Source organism: Chryseobacterium gambrini (assembly GCF_900156825.1).
In the GTDB taxonomy this organism is placed as follows: Bacteria; Bacteroidota; Bacteroidia; order Flavobacteriales; family Weeksellaceae; genus Chryseobacterium; species Chryseobacterium gambrini.
In genome coordinates this window covers 162,938-182,108 of the sequence record NZ_FTOV01000008.1, presented here as the reverse complement: position 1 = coordinate 182,108, position 19,171 = coordinate 162,938, and the positions used below count along the sequence as shown (strand labels likewise).

The 19,171-nt window shown below is 36.0% G+C and carries 14 protein-coding genes and 1 tRNA gene; 7 read left to right on the top strand and 8 right to left on the bottom strand.

Features of this window, described 5'->3' with window-relative positions:
* Positions 1-4,087: MG2 domain-containing protein (locus tag BW951_RS15240; protein ID WP_076394411.1), on the bottom strand; the 4,087-nt coding region annotated here is incomplete at its 3' end.
* A gap of 18 nt (positions 4,088-4,105) precedes the next feature.
* Here BW951_RS15240 and BW951_RS15235 point away from each other — a divergent pair.
* The 4 genes from BW951_RS15235 to BW951_RS15220 are packed head-to-tail and all read left to right on the top strand — an operon-like array spanning position 4,106 to position 6,877.
* Positions 4,106-4,861, top strand: coding sequence for a UbiA prenyltransferase family protein (locus tag BW951_RS15235; protein WP_076394410.1), 756 nt, complete (start codon positions 4,106-4,108; stop codon positions 4,859-4,861).
* Positions 4,862-4,864: 3 nt separating this feature from the next.
* A complete protein-coding gene (recF, locus tag BW951_RS15230; protein WP_076394409.1) occupies positions 4,865-5,944 on the top strand; it encodes a DNA replication/repair protein RecF in 1,080 nt (359 codons plus the stop codon).
* A 3-nt stretch (positions 5,945-5,947) separates the two neighbouring features.
* Entirely contained in the window at positions 5,948-6,583 is a 636-nt protein-coding gene (locus BW951_RS15225) for a hypothetical protein (protein WP_076394408.1), read from the top strand.
* Entirely contained in the window at positions 6,584-6,877 is a 294-nt protein-coding gene (locus BW951_RS15220) for a hypothetical protein (RefSeq protein WP_076394407.1), read from the top strand.
* Positions 6,878-6,887: 10 nt separating this feature from the next.
* Here the strand turns inward: BW951_RS15220 and BW951_RS15215 are convergent, their stop codons facing one another.
* From BW951_RS15215 to BW951_RS15205, 3 genes are read right to left on the bottom strand one after another with little or no spacing between them, the layout of a single operon-like run.
* Positions 6,888-8,918: a recombinase gene (locus BW951_RS15215; protein ID WP_076394406.1), complete on the bottom strand. Its 2,031-nt coding sequence runs from the start codon at positions 8,916-8,918 to the stop codon at positions 6,888-6,890.
* A 13-nt stretch (positions 8,919-8,931) separates the two neighbouring features.
* The gene (gene mtgA / locus BW951_RS15210; protein WP_076394405.1) at positions 8,932-9,576 is read right to left on the bottom strand and encodes a monofunctional biosynthetic peptidoglycan transglycosylase; all 645 of its coding nucleotides are present in this window, start codon (positions 9,574-9,576) and stop codon (positions 8,932-8,934) included.
* A gap of 42 nt (positions 9,577-9,618) precedes the next feature.
* Positions 9,619-10,665 carry an ABC transporter substrate-binding protein gene (locus BW951_RS15205; RefSeq protein WP_076394403.1) on the bottom strand — a complete coding sequence of 349 codons (1,047 nt, stop codon included), beginning with the start codon at positions 10,663-10,665 and terminating at the stop codon, positions 9,619-9,621.
* 59 nt (positions 10,666-10,724) lie between these two features.
* On the opposite strand from BW951_RS15205, the gene BW951_RS15200 reads away from it, so the two are divergent.
* Positions 10,725-10,798, top strand: a tRNA-Arg gene (locus BW951_RS15200).
* Here the strand turns inward: BW951_RS15200 and BW951_RS15195 are convergent.
* Positions 10,764-12,335, bottom strand: a complete 1,572-nt coding sequence (locus BW951_RS15195; protein WP_076394401.1) for a recombinase family protein — start codon at positions 12,333-12,335, stop codon at positions 10,764-10,766. The two genes, BW951_RS15200 and BW951_RS15195, sit on opposite strands and share 35 nt — an antisense overlap.
* Before the next feature lie 114 nt (positions 12,336-12,449).
* Positions 12,450-12,680: a hypothetical protein gene (locus BW951_RS15190; protein WP_076394399.1), complete on the bottom strand. Its 231-nt coding sequence runs from the start codon at positions 12,678-12,680 to the stop codon at positions 12,450-12,452.
* A 188-nt stretch (positions 12,681-12,868) separates the two neighbouring features.
* Here BW951_RS15190 and BW951_RS15185 point away from each other — a divergent pair, with 188 nt between their 5' ends.
* Both BW951_RS15185 and BW951_RS15180 read left to right on the top strand, forming a co-directional pair.
* Complete coding sequence (locus BW951_RS15185; RefSeq protein WP_139326172.1) at positions 12,869-13,111, top strand: hypothetical protein; 243 nt, start codon at positions 12,869-12,871, stop codon at positions 13,109-13,111.
* A gap of 55 nt (positions 13,112-13,166) precedes the next feature.
* Positions 13,167-13,943 carry an SOS response-associated peptidase gene (locus BW951_RS15180; RefSeq protein WP_076394395.1) on the top strand — a complete coding sequence of 259 codons (777 nt, stop codon included), beginning with the start codon at positions 13,167-13,169 and terminating at the stop codon, positions 13,941-13,943.
* 115 nt (positions 13,944-14,058) lie between these two features.
* Here the strand turns inward: BW951_RS15180 and BW951_RS15175 are convergent, their stop codons facing one another.
* The gene (locus tag BW951_RS15175) at positions 14,059-14,625 is read right to left on the bottom strand and encodes a hypothetical protein (protein WP_076394393.1); all 567 of its coding nucleotides are present in this window, start codon (positions 14,623-14,625) and stop codon (positions 14,059-14,061) included.
* A gap of 209 nt (positions 14,626-14,834) precedes the next feature.
* Positions 14,835-19,109, bottom strand: coding sequence for a hypothetical protein (locus tag BW951_RS15170; RefSeq protein WP_076394391.1), 4,275 nt, complete (start codon positions 19,107-19,109; stop codon positions 14,835-14,837).
* Positions 19,110-19,171 lie beyond the last annotated feature (62 nt).

The following is a 19,171-nucleotide window of genomic DNA, read 5'->3' as shown; positions in this document are numbered from 1 at the left end:
CCACCACTTTTAAAATAATGGATGAAACATTGTTTGGCACTTTTATTTTCCATGTCAAGGCTGAATTTCCGTTTTCATTCAGATCAAAGTTCTGAGTGCCTGAATTTAAATCAAACTGAGACGAAATATCTTCATTGGTGAAGGCATCCAGAATCTGTAAACCTGCCGAACCGTTTAATTTTTTGCTCGTTAGGTTCGATAGTTTGGACTGGAGATTCAGTTCATCTCCTTCTCTCAAAAATCTTGGGTAGTTTGGCGTTACCGAAAATTCTTTCTGCGTTACGACTTCTTTTTCCAGTGTTCCTGCTTTTGCGTCTTTGGTATGTGCCAAAAACATCAGCTTCCATTTTGTCAGTGCTTCCGGAGAAGTGAATTCGAAGCTTATATTGCCTTCTGAATCGGTTCTTAGATCCGGGTAGAAAAACGCGGTTTCGTTTAGGTTTTGGCGAACGGGAATATTTTCCAAAGGTTTATCATCTTTATCCAGTATACCATCTCCATAGGTTCCATCATAATATTCTTTCTTTTCCTGTTCTGTTAATTGTCTTCCTGAATTAAGAATATCAATTGCCGCATCATCCATTCTTACACTTAATAATTTCATTCGAGCTTTTGCTGACGGCGGCGGAGGTGGCGGTGTATATGCCGCTGCTTTTACGCCTTCTACATTAACCATTCCTGTTCTGGTTTCTAAAAGGTTACTTTTGTTATACATCCATAATATACTTCCGTCAAACCAGTTAAAAACAGGAACATCAACCTGTTCTCCTGAAAAATAATCTAATCTTTTCTGGTAATATTTTTGTCGCAGATAATCTCTCACTTCGTATGATACTGTACTTACAAACGGTGCATATAAAGTGTACCAGTCATATCGATTAACAGCAAATTTATCCAAAGACATATCATACATATTCGCTAAAACTTCGGCGTTGATTTTCTCTTTCTCATTTCCTGAAATTTTTACAGACCATTTTTCTTTTGAATTCGGCTGAATTTTATCTCTGAAAGTAATGGTTTCAATCGTTAAGGATTGATCAGTATCATCTATATCCATATTTACAGATTCTGTCTGAACATCATTAAAGGCAACTACCTGAAACTGTACATTCAAAACTCGTATATCTTTATCTTTTGGAATATCTGCTGCATATTCCAGCATTCCGTTTTTGAAAGGCAAAACTTCAGAAACCGTTTTTCCGGAACCATTTTGTATAAAAATATTCAGAAGAGCTTTTGGAACCGAAGAATAAACCGTAAATGCAGCTTTTTCTCCTCTTTTCAGTTCTTTTTTGGACTGCACAACCGTCAGGAAAGTTTTTTGATCGGGTTTAAGCAATTTTTTATCCCAAACACTGAAATTCTGCAAAGTTTTTATTGTGTCTTTTCCTTCAATATTATACAGTTCCAACCGATAATCTCCGGCTTCCAGTTTTCCTAAATCCAGATTGGTTGTTGGTTGTTGGTCGTTAGTTACTGGCTGTTGTGTTTTTTCAAGAATTACGGTTGATTTCCGGTTTTTAGGCTCATCCTTTTTATCGTAAAAATCATGTGGAAATCTGCTGATGAATTCTTCTTTTGAAAATTTTGGTAAATCCTGAACTTCAGATTTGAAATTCTGTCTGAAAATTCTGTCCGGAGAAACCAGTTTTAATAATTTTACCTGATACGATTTTTTAAGAAGCTGTTCGTTATAATTTTTTGTTTCAACATTCAGTTTTACATTTTCATCAGAAAAAACATTCTTTATTTCTTCAGCCTGAATGTAATGAGAAACGGAAGCCACTTTCAACTGGGTATCTGCAGTCTGTGTCTCGCCGTTGATATCTGTAACAGAGGCATTGATTTCATAATTATCAATCTGAATTCCTTCTACATTTTCGTCTTTTTCAGGATCAATTTTAATGATAAATTCTCCTTTTTCATTGGTTTTTGCTTCTCCCAGAACAGAGTTTTCATTATCATCATCATTTTGCGGATACCATGAAAAATATCTCCAGCGGATATTTCGTTTTTTAATTTCATAATTAACGGTTGTATTGCTTAAAGCGACTCCGGAAAACATCATGGCTTTCCCTTTCAGTTCTATGGTTTGTCCGTATTTGTACTCATCTTTTACAGGATCGAACGTCACTTCAAATTTCGGTCTTTTATATTCCTCCACTCTGAAATTTTTATACCCGTCATTTCCATCTGTTCTCAGATAAAAAGTTCCGTTCAGTTTCCCTTTCGGAAGCACAAAACTTCCGTGATAAGAACCGAATTCATTGGTGGTAAATGTCTGTGAAGAAACATCCTGTCCGTTGGTGTCGGTTAATGTAATTTTCTGTTTTAATCCGGCAACTACAGATTCTATATCTTTATCACGCTGTGTATTAATGACTTTAAAATAAACCGTCTGTCCCGGTCTGTAAATTGCCCGGTCTGTGAAAATCTGTACCTTGCTTTGTTTTGTTTCTATGTTCAGATCACTATTGTAACCCCTTTCTCCATAGACTTCCATGATCTGCACATCATTGGTTTTTGGCTGTCGGATCAGGAATGTTCTGTAATAATCATTGTTTTTTGTCGCAGGAAATTTGAAAATACCGTTATTATCTGTTTTACCGTTTATTTTGGTTAAATTATTATTGGAAACAAATTCATAAAACGTAAGATTTTCGTTAATTACGGGTTGTCCGTTTTCACTGTTCACTAATTTTAATTGATTGGATAACTGATCTCTGCCTGTTTTTGACTGATAAATAATTCTGTTATCCGAAACCAGAAAATAAAAGTCTTTTTCCGCTTCGGCTTCATTGTCGCTGATTCCGGCAACGTTGTATTCGGCAAGATAAATTCCCGGCGGAAGAGATTGTATTTCTAAGGACGTTTTATGATTCTTAAAATCTTTCGGATCATCCAGTTTATAAGCTTCTTTCCTAACCAGATTTTTTTTAATCTTATTAAATTTAGTAGAATACGAGTTTTTGGCGTACTGTAAAAAAGTAGTGAGATCCTCTTTTACTTCGTAAATTGTAATAGAAAAGGCGGAAACATTTTTATATTCTGCCACAAAATGAATCGGCTTATTGCTTTGGGTCTGCTGTTCATATTTAATATTCAGAAACGGATTCAGGATCTGATTTTCTTTATTTTTAATATTATCAATAAAAGGAGATTTGGAATACTGCTTTTTTGCCTGATCCGCAACTGCAAGGGCTTCTTTTTCCTTTTTTTGGGAAAGCAACTGCTCTATGATATCTTCCATGATCAGAACTTTATAATCGCCTTCAATTTCCGTTTTCAAAAGGTTTTGAAGCTGAGTCAGACGATCTTTACACAGTGTGAAATTACAGTTATCCTGCAATTTTTTATGCATGAAATACAATTTGGAATTGCCCGAATTCTGCGCTATCAGATCATCATAGATCGCATTAATCTTTATCTGATTTTCAGTAAGTTCATTTTTGGTAAATAGATCATTATCAGAAAGAAATTCGATCTTTTTGGTCGAATACCAATTCCATAAAGTCGGGAAATAGGAAATATAATCGTTGTAAGAAAAAGCCTTCTCATATTTTATAAGAGAAATTTTTCTCATATTATCTTTTTGCAGATCAAGTTCCTGATATTTTTTATTCAGATAATTTTTAAAATCAAGCTTGCTCCATGTCTCGATCTGCGAGAGATCCTGAGAATTGATATTGGTACGCTGTTCGATCTCCCAGGAATGTTGGTTGTAATAATCGAGGAAAAAACCATTCAGCAGAACTTCAAATAATATCCTGTCATCGTCTTTCAGTTGTTTTTCTACATCACTCAGTTTTTTGAAAAGCCTGCTTACGGAATCGTTCTTTTCATCGTCCTGTGTTTGGTTTACGATACTGAATTCTGCCTTTAAAGACTGGATAAGCTGTAAAGTATTGTTATCTTTCATCGCCTGTTTCTGTATTTCTGAAATGATGGGAAGATTAGATTTATACGCTCCTTTCTGGGAATTTGCTGATATTTTTTTCCATTGCTCTTCATAATATTTCTGGGCGGAAATCCCCGAAAAATTCAGCAGGAGAAGCAAAAGCATAAAAATCTTGGAAAATCTTTTCATATATGTTATTTTTGATAAATGAATTTCTTAAAAGTACTGAAAAAATCCGTTATAGACAGTCAGTTTTACGTATCCTTAACGGGAACTCTTTTTGCAGTATTTTTCATGTTGGAGCAAAACACGTTCCGCTATCCGACGGTTTTCCTCCTTTTTATAACGTATTTCAGCGGTTATCTGTACACCAAATACCAGAAAACAAAGCATTTTTTTAAAATTCTGATTCTGAATGCTGTTGCAGGAGTTATCTGCTCGTTGTTAATTATTCATAACCACAACGAAATACGGTTGATGAAATGGTTTGTCATCGTTGTTTTAGGTTTACTGTACAACAGCTTTTTTCTTGATGTTTATATCCGCAAAATTCCTCTGCTGAAGGTATTTTATGTAGGATTGGTTTGGGGACTGATGAATTGCTGGCTTACGTTGCCGGAATTCAGCATCCCGATCTTCCTGATCAGTTTTTTCTTCATTACGGCTTTGGTTTTACCTTTCGACATTCGGGATATGAATGTTGATACCGTGAAAACGTTTCCCACGATGATCGGCATTCAGAACACAAAATATCTGGCGTATCTGCTTATTTTTATCAGCAATATTTTATCTGTTTTTTATCTTGATTTCAATTATGCTCTTGCTTTTTTTCTTTCAAGCATCATCACCTATATTTTCATCTATTTCTCTGAAAACGAAAGAGATGATCTGTATTTTTCCTTCGGGGTAGAAACTTGTTCGGCACTTCCCTTTTTATTTTTAGGAATAATGAAGTATTTTTGACGAATGATTATCAAGAAGCTTTCCCTGTACAATTTTAAGAACCACACCGAGAAAAAATTCGAATTTTCTCCGCAAATCAATTGTTTTGTAGGGAATAACGGCGTGGGAAAAACCAATATTCTGGATGCGCTTCATTATCTTTCCGTAGGCAAAAGTTTTTTGGGAAATACGGATATCAACAATATTAAAAATGACGAAGATTTCTTTACGATAGATGCTGAAATTCAGAATGATGACAGTGAAGACAACATCAAAGTGCTTCAGCCTAAAGAAGCGAAAAAAGTCATTAAAAAAAATGATAAGAGCTACGACAGAATGGCGGATCACATTGGCTATTTACCCAGTGTGATGATTTCTCCATATGATTCAAATTTAATTTCAGATTCGGGAGAAAGCAGAAGAAAATTTCTGGATTCTATGATCTCACAAACGGATTCTGAGTATCTTTTTGATTTAATTCAGTACCAGAAAACGATTCAGCAGAGAAATGCTTTGCTGAAATATTTCGCCAAAAACAGGGTTTGGGATAAAGATTCACTGGAAATCTATGATGATCCGATTATTAAATTCGGAACAAAAATTTTTACTAAAAGAAAAACATTCGTTGAAAAATTAAATCCGATTGTTCAGAATTTCTACAGGATTATTTCAGGAGGAAAAGAAACGGTTTCTGTACTTTATGAGTCTCATTTGCTTGAAAATTCCTTTGAAAATCTGCTGAAAGAAAGTCTGGAAAGAGACAGAATGCTGACTTATACTTCGAAAGGAATTCATAAAGATGATCTGCTTTTTGAAATGGATGCTGTCTTAATTAAGAAAATCGGTTCTCAGGGACAGCAGAAATCCTTTTTAATTTCTTTGAAACTGGCGCAAATGAGTCTGATAAAAGAGTTAACAAAAAAAACGCCTATTCTTTTGCTGGATGATATTTTTGATAAACTGGATGACAGCCGTGTTTCTCAATTGATAGAACTGGTGAATCAGGAAAATTTCGGACAGATTTTTATTACGGATACACATCGTGAACGCACGGAAAGTGTAGTAAAAAAGATTAATGAGGAAAGTATCATTTTTGAGATTTAGACCATGAAAAATATACTGTTTTTATTTTTTGCTTTTTGTTCTTGTTTTCATTCAGGTCAAAAGAAGAAAAATCCGAAAGACCTGCTTGATGATTTTTCCAACGATAGATTCTATAAAGACTTTAAACCTATTACTTTCAATAACCGTATAAAAAAATTTCCGTTCAATAAAACATCAAAAATAAAGCTAATTTCATATAATCTTGATTTTAAAAAAGAACCTATTTACACTCCGCAGCTTATTGATGACTCTATTGCCATTAAAAATGATGAAAACAGAAAATTACCCGTAGAATTATCCGATATTTTAGCAAACAAAAATCTTGAGAAAGCACAACAGCAAAAGAATCTAACCCTTATGGAAATTCAGGAACTTTCTGATATCATTTTTAACGAGTGTGCGAAATACAGAATGGGACTTTTCAGTAAAGCAGGATGTTACTTTCCGAGAAACGCAATTCTTTTTTATGATGAAAATGATAAAATTTTCGCCTATTTTGAAATCTGTTTTCAATGTGGAGGTTTTACATCCGATCCTAAAAATTTGTTTGAAGATGATTTCGATTGTGATGATATCTACAGTAAACTGGAAGTATTTTTTAATAAGGTAGGAATGCAAACACAATACAAAGAAAAATAAATGAAGAAGAAAAAACGTGAATTCCAGTCCTCGGAACTTGTAAAATCTTTTGCCAAAATTCATGGTTTTGAGCATAAACTTTTAGCTTTTGAGATTAAAGATTTTCTTTCGGATTATCTTGATGAAAGCCTTTTCAACGAAATTAAAAGCGTAAATATTGAAAACAAATGTGTTTTTATAAAAATTAACTCGCCGCTTTTGAAGCATGATTTCCAGATGCGGAAAAGCTTTTTCCTGAGAAAATTTCAGGATAAATTCGGTGTGGAGAAGTTTGATGATCTTCAGATATTGTAAAAATTAGATTTTACTCTTCTTCAGGTTTGGCAGATTTAGTATTGCTCATGAGTTCGTCTGCTTTTTTATCAAGACCGGATTGTATCGGAAAGAAAAACTTCAGCGGATGTTTTAAAAAATACCTGAAAATTCCTTTGTAAAGTTCTCCAACCTGTCCGAAATTCAGTTTTCTGGATCTGAAAGCCAAAAACATAGACAAACTGAAACTTACCAGAAAATTGAAAAAACCAATCAGGAAAACCGTTACCAAAGATATGAAGAAGGTATAAGAATCGATTGTGAAATCTTTCCCGTACAATCCCAAAGCTAAATTTCCTGCGGCAAAAGTGATGTGGCGAATATCAAGATCCAGTCCTAAGAATAATCCTACCGGAGCTGTTGCCCCAAGAAATACCCCGAACCAGAAGTTGGATACAATTCCGGGCCAGTTTTTAGCGTAGTATTTGGATAGTCCTTTGGCAAAATTTTTACCGAATAAACGACTGATAGAAATACTTTTCGCAATTCTTTCCGGAATCTGATAGAACACAGAATTGTTTCCGATATTCCCTGAAATAATTCCTGAAATGAAAAGATAAAATCCTGCAATACAGGCGTGAAGAATGGCTTTGGATTTAAAAGGATCCAGATCTTTCAGTAATTTATCCGATCTTTCTATGGCTAAATTTTGCGAGAAAAATACATCCAGTCCGTAAATAATCAGCAAAGCAATCGGGAAGGAAAGCAAAACATTTCCGACAAAAGCAATAAACTGGCTTCTGAATAATTTGGAAACCAAATGGGCAAATTCTGTACTGCTGCTTTTGATATTTCCTTCTTCTGCAAGCACTTTCGTCATTGTTGCCGCCGTCATTGCAGGCTGTTTCGTGGCTAAAGTGAAACCCATGAGATAGATCATCACGAATCCCATCGCATAGTTCATGGAATATAAAAAGGCATGAGAAAAATCGCTTCCGGGAATGTATCCGTACAGCATTTTCAGTACACACAATGCACCAACAATAATTCCTCCTCCACTCGCTTTGTAGAACATCGTCATGTACTCTTTCCGGCTCGAAGTGATGTAGTGGGTTCCTGTTTCGGCAGTATGATTCGTGATCAGGTGCGAAATCAGCCTTGTACTGTCGTTGATAAGTTCAGAAATGTTATTTCTGTGAGATTTATAGCTTAAAATATTAAAAAACAACTGTTTGGAATTTAACAAAACATCTTTCTCTTCATCAATAACCAAAAGCTGAATGATTTCAAAAATTCGCTGTACCTGTTGGCGGATTTTAAGAAGCGACTGATTGATTTTCCCCGAAATTCCGTATTTTGAGGAGTTTTTAAAGGCAATATTTACAAATTCCAGACATTGCTCGATATAAATTTTAATCTGCTTATAACGGCTGTTTTTGGAACTGAGCTGAAGCTGATTGTCTTTTTCGAAATCTGCAGCCAGTTCTTCCAGCTCATTTTGCAATGCCAGAAAAGGATTATCGAAATTTTTGTACTGAGGGGCCATTCTTACGACTTCAACTTCCATCGCAGAACCGGTAACACGCCATGAAAGGATGTTCATGGAGAACAGCATTTCTTTCTTCACTTCCGGACTGATGATAAAATCTGAAATCCCTAAAAGTCTGAAAAGCTCATCAATTTCATTTTCAGGAAGATTATGAAAGAAACCCAAATCATCTTTTGGGGTAAGACTTACGTTATCAACCATATACCAGATCGTATTTTCATTAACGACCGGCGGAAGAATTTTATTCAGAATTCTTTTTTTAAGCTCGGGAAAGAATGCATTCTCCGAAAGAATATTGGCTTCCGTAAGCGATAAATTAAAGGCTTTTCCCTGAAATATATGATGAAGATAGTATTTAAAATTTTCAAGAAGCTCAGGATTGTTTCTGAAAAAATCAAGCACATGTGTAAAATCAGATTTTTTTACACTGCTCAGAATTTCGGCAAGCGGATCTAGCGAAACCGTTTCATTCTTAAAAGAAAAATATTTTTTAAGAACGGAGTCAAAATTTGTGCTGGAATTAAAAAGTTTCATTGGTGCAAAGATACTATTTCAAACGCACATTCCTCATCTGTCTCATGATCCAGTTATGTTTCTTTCTCAGATACGGCGACGGATTCTTGGGATCGTATTTTTTAGGGTTGGGTAAAACGGCTGCAATCCAGGCTGCTTCTGAAGTGGTGAGATCTTTGGAAGATTTCCCGAAATAGTATTCCGAAGCGGCTTCTATCCCGAAAACGCCCTGTCCCATTTCAATGGAATTCAGATATCTTTCAAGAATGATGTCTTTATTCCAGACTTTTTCGATGATAAAAGTATACACTGCTTCCAGTCCTTTTCTGATCCAGCTTCTGCCCTGCCAAAGAAAAATATTTTTTGCAGTCTGCTGGGAAATTGTGCTTCCTCCTCTTAGTTTCTTGCCTTTTTCATTGTTTTTCATGGCTTTTTCGATGGCTGTATAATCGAAACCGTCATGATCGAAAAATTTCTGATCTTCAGAAGCAATTACAGCTTTTTTTACGTTACTTCCCATTTCATCATAGGAAATATAATCTCTCTGCAACCTTCCGTATTCGAAGAGTCCGCCAATCTGGGTAAGCGTGATGGGAGGATTGAAAAACCTGCCCCACACAATAAAAACTACGTTCAGAATAAGAAGAATAAATATAATCTGTTTAATTTTTTTCCACATAATTTTTAAAAAAGAAAGTCAAAAATAAGGAAATACTCCGAGTTATTGCAATTCTTTCATGTAAGTAAGCTGATAACCGGGTAAAAGTTCCGGATGAAAAATTTTAATATAATCTTTTAATACCAAATCTGCACGCACCACGCCGCTTTCAAAAAAATCATTTGCCTGTCCTTTTTCCTTTCCTGTAATCACATAGATTTTTCCTTTGTTGAATACCTCCAGTTTGCTGTAAAAAGGATTCATGCCCAACATTTCTTTTTTGGAGATATGATTTCCTGCATTAATCCAGTATTGTACTTTGCCTGATTTTGCAAATACTTCTTCAAAGCTCATGGTTACGGCTTTCTGATCTGTATTGTCTTTAAGAATATATTCTGCATTGGCATCGGAAATAAAATTTGCGGCAGAAGTTTTTCCTCCCGGAAGATACCAAACATCTCCATACATTTCGTTCGCCAAAACGGTTGGCTTTTCTTTTGCGGTAAGCGCCAGTTTTTTCAGATCACTGTAATTTTTTTTCACCTCATCAAATTTTGCATCTGCTTCTTTTTCTTTTCCGAAAAGTTTTCCGAAAAGCTTTATATAAGCTGTTTTTTCCAAAGGTTTCTGCTCCAGATATTCATCCAGAAAAATGACCTGAATTCCGTTGTTTTTCAGCAATTGGTAGGTATTGTCAAAACTTGCGATATGATTGGTAAAAATAGCGTCGGGTTTTAGTGAAATAATTTTTTCCACGTCATATTTCTGCTCGCTTCCCAAATTCTGAATTTTTCCCTGCTTAATTAAATTCTGAATTTTTTCTGAATAAATATATTCCGGATTTGAAACGCCGATAATGAGATTTTCTGCATTAAGACCGGAAATATATCCCGCCATACTTGCATTCAGCAGGATAATTCTTTTAAAAGGAAGCTGATTTTTCTTGAAATCATAGGTGAAATTTCCCGATTTGATGTGTATTCCTCCATTCTCTTCCTTGTACTGCACCAAATTTGAAACTGAAACAGCTTCCGAAGGTGAATTTTTTATCTCTCTTTTACAAGAGGTTAGCGCGAAAAACGCGATTAATAGTAAAATTCTTGATTTCATCTTTCAAAGAAAAGAAAAAAGTGCTATATTTGCAAACCTTTAAACGATAAGGAAACAAGGGCCTCGTGGCGCAACTGAATAGCGCATCTGATTACGGCTCAGAAGGTTACAGGTTTGAATCCTGTCGAGGTCACAAGACGGGGGTTTAAATTTTTCGAATTTAAATCCCCTTTTTTTTGCTTTGATAACTCCCTCCTAATCAGGAAGATATGATCAACAAAAGAGTTGATTTTGCTAGTTTGAAAATCGCTTCCATCAAAAATTATCTTTTCAGGGTATATCAAACTTACAATTGCGCGCTTGTCTATAGGGCTAGCATTTATATATCTCTCTGAAATATTTCCAACTATTTTTAGTGCTTTGCCAATTTTATCTTCTACGCCTTCTTTTCGTTCTGACTTTACCAACAGGCTAAGTTTATATTCAAGGTCATCCAGTTCTCCTTTATATCTATTTTTAATATCCCTAAAATCCTCTTCATCAATTTTGTCCGACAGGTACATATCCCGCGCCTTACTAATTCTATCATTTAATTCACTAATTCTGCTCTTAAGAGTACTACGTTCACCATCAAAATTCTCAGAAGTAGACTTTGTATTTTTTACGATGATCTTCTTTAAGATTTCTAAGACTCCGGTCGGAAAATCATATTTGGAAAGCTCTTCTTTAAAAAGTTTGTTAACTTTATCAGAATGGTGTCTAAATCCACAGGCTGTGGTACAATGATAATAGTAATAATGTTTTGTATGCCCCTTTGAACTACTCGCCGTCAGATTCTTGCCACAATTTGGACAAAGCAGAAGACCACGCAGAGGATATCTTTCTTCATTGATTATCCTTCCTCCTGGCAATCTGAGATCCTTTGTACCTTTCTTTTTCAGGACATGCTGAACTTTTAAAAACAACTCCTCCGAAATTAATGCCTCATGTTTACCCGGCACAATGTCCTCCTCTTCATTTTTATAAGCACGCACATATATTTTACCACAATAAGTAACATTCCTCAATGCAACCATAAAAGCATTACTAGAAATATTTTTACCCTCTCTCTTATTCATTTCCACTCTCACCTTTGCAGTTGGAAGATGGCCTTTTGCCACTTGTTCAAAAGCCCAGATTATATTCGAAGCTTCTGGTTGTTTTACGGCAACATACTTTCTACCATCCTCAGTACACTTGTTTACATAACCGTAAGGGGCTATTCCCATCAGCCGCCCCTCTTTAATTGCACGTCGCATTCCATTGGTCACATTTAGTGCTCTCCTATCATTCTCAACTTCAGGAGTTGACAGGTAAATAGCTAAGAGCACTTTATTTTCGGGTATACTTAGATCCAATGGCTGTTCAATAGCCTGAGGTAATATATTATTTTTTTTAAGGTGTCCGATCATTTGGTAGGCTTCGGAGGTATTCCTGCTAAATCTGTCCCATTTAGTAAACAAAATTAAGCGCTCCTCGCGATATCCGCGGCTTCTTTTGAAACTTTGTAGATAACTTTTCCACTCGGGGCGATCAAAACTTTTGGCAGAATGGTCTTCGAAAATTACTCTGTCGATCGTAATAGCTAGCCTATCACAATGAAGACGCAAACGCTCTTCCTGGTCCCTCTGCGAGTACCCCTTATCGGCCTGTTCGTCTGTAGATACTCGGATATATAAATCTGCGATCATAATTCAGTTATTTAATTTGGTAATGAAATTAGCAGTGCCAACAAGAGAATTAGCAACCATCTGATCCTTAAAAATTTACTAGAAAATCTAATTACACAAAATTACAAAAAACTTTTAATCGGGAGAGAATATTTCCTTGATGGTGATCCTTGCCAATAGATGCAAAAACTCCATAATTTTAATTGCTTCCTCTTCATCCACATCTATACCTGCCTCTTTTAGCATTATCATTGACTGTTCAATGGGCAACTCATCCAATTTCATAAGGTGCTCAAGTCCAATATCTTTCAAATTTGAACCATTCCCACTATAACTGCTTCCATTTCTTCTTTTTTTTGTAGCCATTCTCCATAATTATTTTCGGAATCGAAAAATTACCAACATTGCATGGCCAACATCTAAATCAGTGTAAAACTTACCTTAAATAACCTACACTTTCCTAATAAGCTCTGTATAATGCGAAAGCATCGAGTTGTATTAATTATCACCAAGAATTGCTAAATTTATATAGGCGAATAGTAATGTTATATAAAATGGGTAATTTGTTCGAGAACAGTAAGTTTGAAATCGAGATCAATGGCTTAAAAGTTGTTGTAATTGAACACACTTTAAAGGATCAGCAAATTTTTCGACTCGTTTTTGACGATAATAGAGCTCCCTTGGTAATAACTTCAGCCAAAACGTGGGCTGGTGAAGTCTGGACAAGTATTCCACAAGGAAGACAGAAAGAGGCGGAGCTATTCGGTAAAGAAATTAGTGAACATTTAAAAACTTAATCATATGTGTTATTACAATGGACAACGGGTATCTAGAGATGAATTCATTCGCTTAATGGATCTCGAAAAAGCAGTAATGAATTATGATTTTTTAGATCAAGAAATTCACGAAGGATTTAACTACGGAAATATTGCTGTTTTACGCCCAACGGAAGATAGATGCAATTTCGATATCGTCCAAATGGAATGGGGCTTTATCCCCTCTTATACAAAAAACAGAGAAGAGGTTAAGAAAATGCGTTTTGGCTATAAAGATGGGAACGGAAAATGGCACCAGGCTTACACAACATTAAATGCAAAAGGTGAAGAGCTGCTTATGAAGGATGAAAATACAGGTCGTGAAAAAATGTTTCGGAAAGCGGCGCTGGAAAGACGATGTTTAATACTGTCAAGTGAATTTTATGAGTGGAGACATATTTTCCGTCTAAACAAGAGAACTAATCAACCGCTCAAAACAGCGGATAAATATCCTTATCACATCGGTCTCAAAAATAAGAATTATTTTTTTATTGCTGCAATCTGGCAAAATTGGACTGATAAGGACACAGGAGAAACGGTGGATACCGTGGCTCTGGTAACAACAGAAGCAAATCCTCTAATGAGACAAATTCATAACTCTAAAAATCGTATGCCTACCATGTTGCCAGATGAGCTTGCATGGGAATGGATGATGCAAGATCTTAGTGAGGAACGAATCACGGAACTTGCAACTTATCAAATCAGCGCTTCCGAAATGGATGCTTATACGATCGAAAAAGATTTTAAGACCACCGGTACTCCAACCAAAGCCTTTGTGTATTCGGAAGTCCCTGAACTTACATATGAGGTTTAATGAAAGAATTCATACTTATTGCTAAAGGATCAATTTCCAAAACTATGAAATCGAGGATATACTCAATTCTTTTTAATATGGTGTTGCGCTGAGTATAATTAAATCGCTTATATGCCTACTTAATCCAAGAAGGAGCCGGACCATGTGGAAACTTCCATTCTATTCCGGTTTCTTTCGTTAAAGAAGCTAGTTTGGCCTGAAATGTATCATACATGTAGCCATCTAGCCATTCAAACAGTGGAGCCCATTTTTTTGGAGCGCCCAACCATACTCCTACTTCAAGCTTGGGATCTATGATAAAGCTTGAGTCTACGTAATGAATTTCTATATCTCTTTCAAAACTTGAAAGTTCTCCATGATGAGCATACTTAGCATGTCTAAAGTCAATAATTTCGTTATGGATATTAAGAAGATCTAACGGTATAATTTTCTCTTCAAGCTTAGTAGTTCCCGTTCCTTTACCAAAAATTCTTCCATACGATATAATTATGCTCGTTGCGAATGCGTCCATCTGCATGATATCTTTAAACATGTCATCAGACTTACGAAAGTTGGATAAACATGAATACCAAAATCTGATATTGGAAACAGCATACATGTTTAATAGCATTTTACGCATTTGCTCAATCTGTTTACTATATTTTTGTTGAATTTGGTTAATTTCTTGTTGCGACTTTTCCATTAGAATAGGTTACTTTTTAAACTGGTTATCATTTAATTGAGCATATAAAAAGAGACTTACTTTGACGAACTTAATAAACTGAATTACTGCTGTCCGACACATTTTATTATTTAAAGGAGCATCATAGTATTTGTACTTTTTGCGAGAGCCTCCTCTAATAATTTATTTAAAAACTGATCGACAACAAACTACTGTTCATTCAAATAAATTCAACGTTTATTTGTATACCTCGCGTCCCAGAATTTCTGAACTTCAAATTCGTTGCCGCTATATTTTACCATATATTTTCTGACCTTCTGATAATTTGGAACTGCTGCTAATGTTTTGTTTGAGTAGTTAGTATGTTGAAGAAACTCGGCAAACCAAATCATTTCTAATCCTTCCTTGGCCAGCCTATCCATCATCTTCTCTTTATCAATAACCAATAATTCCTGGTAGTTTCCTCTATTATCTTTTATCTCCTGTTGCGTACCAACTACTTTTCCCTCACGATCCCTAAACATGCCGTCGGCCAAATCAACAATACCAACTAACTTTCGTACTGCTTTAGCGGGAATTATTGACGATTGCTCGCCATCACTTGAATCATCTGTTGTTACTTTAGTAATAGTTTTAAGAACAACTTCCTGAGCTCCCTCCACATTTATAAAATAATCCTCACTTTCCATTTCTCCTATCCATTCCATCCACACAAGGTCCGTTGGATTACTGTATGTATGAGTTTCAGGATGTGCTACAAGACTGTCCAAATTTTCAACGAAATAAAGTTCGTCTTTGCAATCGCTTAATCCATCCATGCTGCCTTTTTTAACAAAAGTCGCACGCACAATCAACAGTCCCATATATAATTCCTGCGAGTCATGAACTTTTGTTTTATTATACAAAGCAAGCATCGGCTTTTCCCCTTTTAGAGAAAAGTCGTTTTCACTAAAATCTATCCAATCACAAAAATTTAACTCTGGCTCAGAATCAATAGATTCTTTAATAAAATCATTTATTTGCTCATCATCTGTCCTCTCTTTTACAAGAGGACTTTTAATAATCCACCTTGGAGGATTTCTCTGTGTTCCAGCTCTTGACCGAAAGTATTTTGATTCAGCCGGATTTGGAATGGGTGACAATAACGAATAATCACTGATCACAACATTTTCCGCTAAGTCTGCCGGAGATAGGTTATCGGAAAGGTAGCCCTGTAAATAATGGACAGCAAGCCAGGTATATTTTTCTTCATAAGTGTAAATCTTGCTCTTACTTCCATGTGTATCATCAGTAAATGAATTTCCTTCGTTCCTATTAAAACCTAGATTTTTAATATAAGCAATTGCAGCTGCCATACCCCAGACATGAGGATACAACTCTACATTTTCATTTTCTAAACTAAACCGATGCAAGAATTCAACAGCCTCATCGGTGTCTTCGTGGTCCAAGAATTTATTGTAAGCCTTCTTAATCACATACCAAGCCAGATCACTTACAATGGGATAAATCTGTTCACTGCCATCTTCCAGTGCATCGTTGTCCAGTGGGATCAAAACATCATTTGCAAGGTGTCTTGGCCTAGAAGTTTCAACTTCCCAGCTGTTGAGCAGACCTAAGCCATATGCCCTTTCTACAATTGCGCGCATACCTTGTCTCACAATTACATTTCTGTGCTCAACAACATGATTAAATACATTGTTGAGTGACCATCTGGCTAATCGTTCTATTGAAATGGGGTCTTTTAACTTCCCTGCTAGTGCTAACATAATGGATGACAAGTCCTCCTGAATCTGTGGATCATTTTCAGGAAACAGTTTGTCAAGTAATTTTTCAAATTCCTCAGGTTGTTTCAATGCCCACACAGTCAAAGAAGCACGTAATCGGCTGCGTAAATCCTGGTCTATATTTGAAAGCGCCCAACCAAAGACCAATGGTGTTTCATCATAAAAGGAATATGGAGAAAGGTCTAAATATTCGCCGGCAAAACCAATAAGTGCGTCCTTTACTGAATATGAGCGACCATCTTTTACTTTTAATATAAATTCTTCATGGTGATCTAATCCAGACCATTTTTTATCTCGTTCAAAGGTGGTACCCCGTTCTTTTAAAACATTATGAAGAAAGAGTGCACCGAATGGATTCTCATTAAAACGACTCGCAGGCAGAATTAAATTAGCAAGGACATTAAACTGATTTTCTCCAGGACTTAATAGCATTTCTTCGACCTCTGCCTTATATTTTTCCACCTGTTCGCCCTTAGCATTGACAAGTGCTGTTAAACGTAAGGAACTAATTTTTCCCTGTTCCACCCCATCAGTCAAAAATCCATCATCACCAATAAGTTTATTCTGTGAAATAAAAAGACGGTCGACCGTGGACTGTAAAATTAATTGGGCAGAAACTGTTTCTTCAGCCCCCAATTCCTGACCTATATTTTTAAATTCGGTTGGAATATTAGCTATTGTGCCATTTGAGATCTCGGTGGCAAGTCTTCCTGCAATAATCATTTCAATTACAGAATTACTAAGCATCCGGTAGACGGATCTTTTCTTTTTCATCCCAATTCCCTGATCGAATACCTCCGAACGGATTAACATTCCATTATTAACCAGAAAATCAATTAGAACCTCAAAGGAAGACAAATATTCACCCACATTAGGTTTCAAAACATTACTCAATTCAGTATGATCCAGCTCACTTTTTGTACAAAAGGCATCTGAGACTGCCTCAAGAGCATCCCTGACGGGAGTACGGCCCTGACTGAATTGTTGTTCACTAATTGATTTAAATGTCTCCTCTATGCGGTCGATTTTTTTTTCAAGGAGATCCATTGTTGCAGTAAGGATATCTTCCTCCTTTTCAATAGTCTGACCTTGATACTCTTCACAAAAGAGCCTCAAAGCAAATAATGAATCAATCCCACGTACTTTTGTGAATGAGTCAATCCGGATATTAAAATGCTCTTCACTAAAATATTCTTCGGCAACACTCCATACTGGTACGTCACCCTCTCTAGGCAGAAAAACAGTTGCAAAACCTTTTCCTTTTGGAATTTTCGTTTTCTGATAAAAGTAACTTCTAGCAGAAAAAACAAACTTAAGCCTTGGATAAGTACGCATAAAAACCTCTGCCTCTCGCATACGGGCATACCATATACCCTCCTTTCCGAAATCTTCTTCAAGTCCGTCAATACAGATCAAGATCTTTGTGTGTTCAAAGTCTGGGTCTGATGTATTTGTTGCCCGCTTATGTTCAGATTGTATTGCGAGTGCCTGAAATGCAGAAAATATCTGATCCTTCGTCCATCCCGGCAGGGAAAGAGATGAACTTAACAGACTTGTCCAGTCATTGGACTTTGCTCCTTTGGCTTGGATAATAATTGCTGGAAAACCTTTCTTAATATGAATGTCAACAGCATTTGTCAATCCGTGGGTTTTCCCAGTTCCCGGATCACCTAGGATAAGACGCATTGTTGCCGAGAAGACAGATTCTATGTCTTGCTCCTTAAAATCGGTATATTTCACAATTACGTCTATCAAATCAGAAACAACTCCATTTTGTCCGTTTAAAGGAACGATACGTTTTAGTTTGGTCAATATTCTATCTACATCATAATTCTTTTGACCTTCAACTTTATATAGATCATTCCCCACGCCAAGGGCATCAATCATTGCATTTAAATGCTCGATTTCCTTTTCAAGATGTAAAATAAAATTTGTTAATAGGTCTGGCTCTATTGATACACTTGCTTTATTTTTTATAAATGCTTGTATTCTTTTTATGATCTGGTTAAGTAAGTCCTTAAATTCAGCGAGATCAGCTGTAAAACCATTTCGAAATTCCTGTGAAAAAGATAATTCCTGGATACTCTTATGGATTAAACCCTGCGCATGTAGTTCTGGTATATAGCGCTCTTCCAGCCATCCTACCCTGCTTAATTCAAAAAGTTCTTTTAGATATTCTAGTGAAACGACTTCCTTTTCAAACCAGAACTTATACATTCCCTCGTTTCCAGATTGCGCAATCTCAAAATCCAGATCATGGTCAAACCACCATGTAATCTTTAATGTAGGATGCTCTTCTAGCATTTCCTGAGTAAATGCATCAACTAATTTATCCTCATGTTCTTTTGCAGGTTGCTTAGCTTCACCTTTTTTACCTCTTACAAATTTTAATGAAGAAAGATCCCGAGGGATACATATAATATATTCGGCTATTTCAGGACGAAGTGCCAAGGCTGTATTAATAGACTCTTCAATTTGCTTAAACTGAGTTTTAGTAAGTGTCGCTCTAAACCACTTCGCCTGTACTGCCAAAATACTTCCCCCTTTCAAAATTCCATAAGCCTCAATTCCTCCATCCCCTGCCGCACCATTTACAGCTCTAAATTTAACAAGTTCATCTCCATAAGTACGTTTTAGATAGCTTTCAAATAGTTGATTACAGAGCATTTCGAAGGCCACATCATAATTGTTGCCATACACCAGAAAGTTATTCCAATTCATTTTTTAGTTAATAGTTTCGATTTCGATCTTTGGACTTGGGTAGCACTAAGATGAACATAATT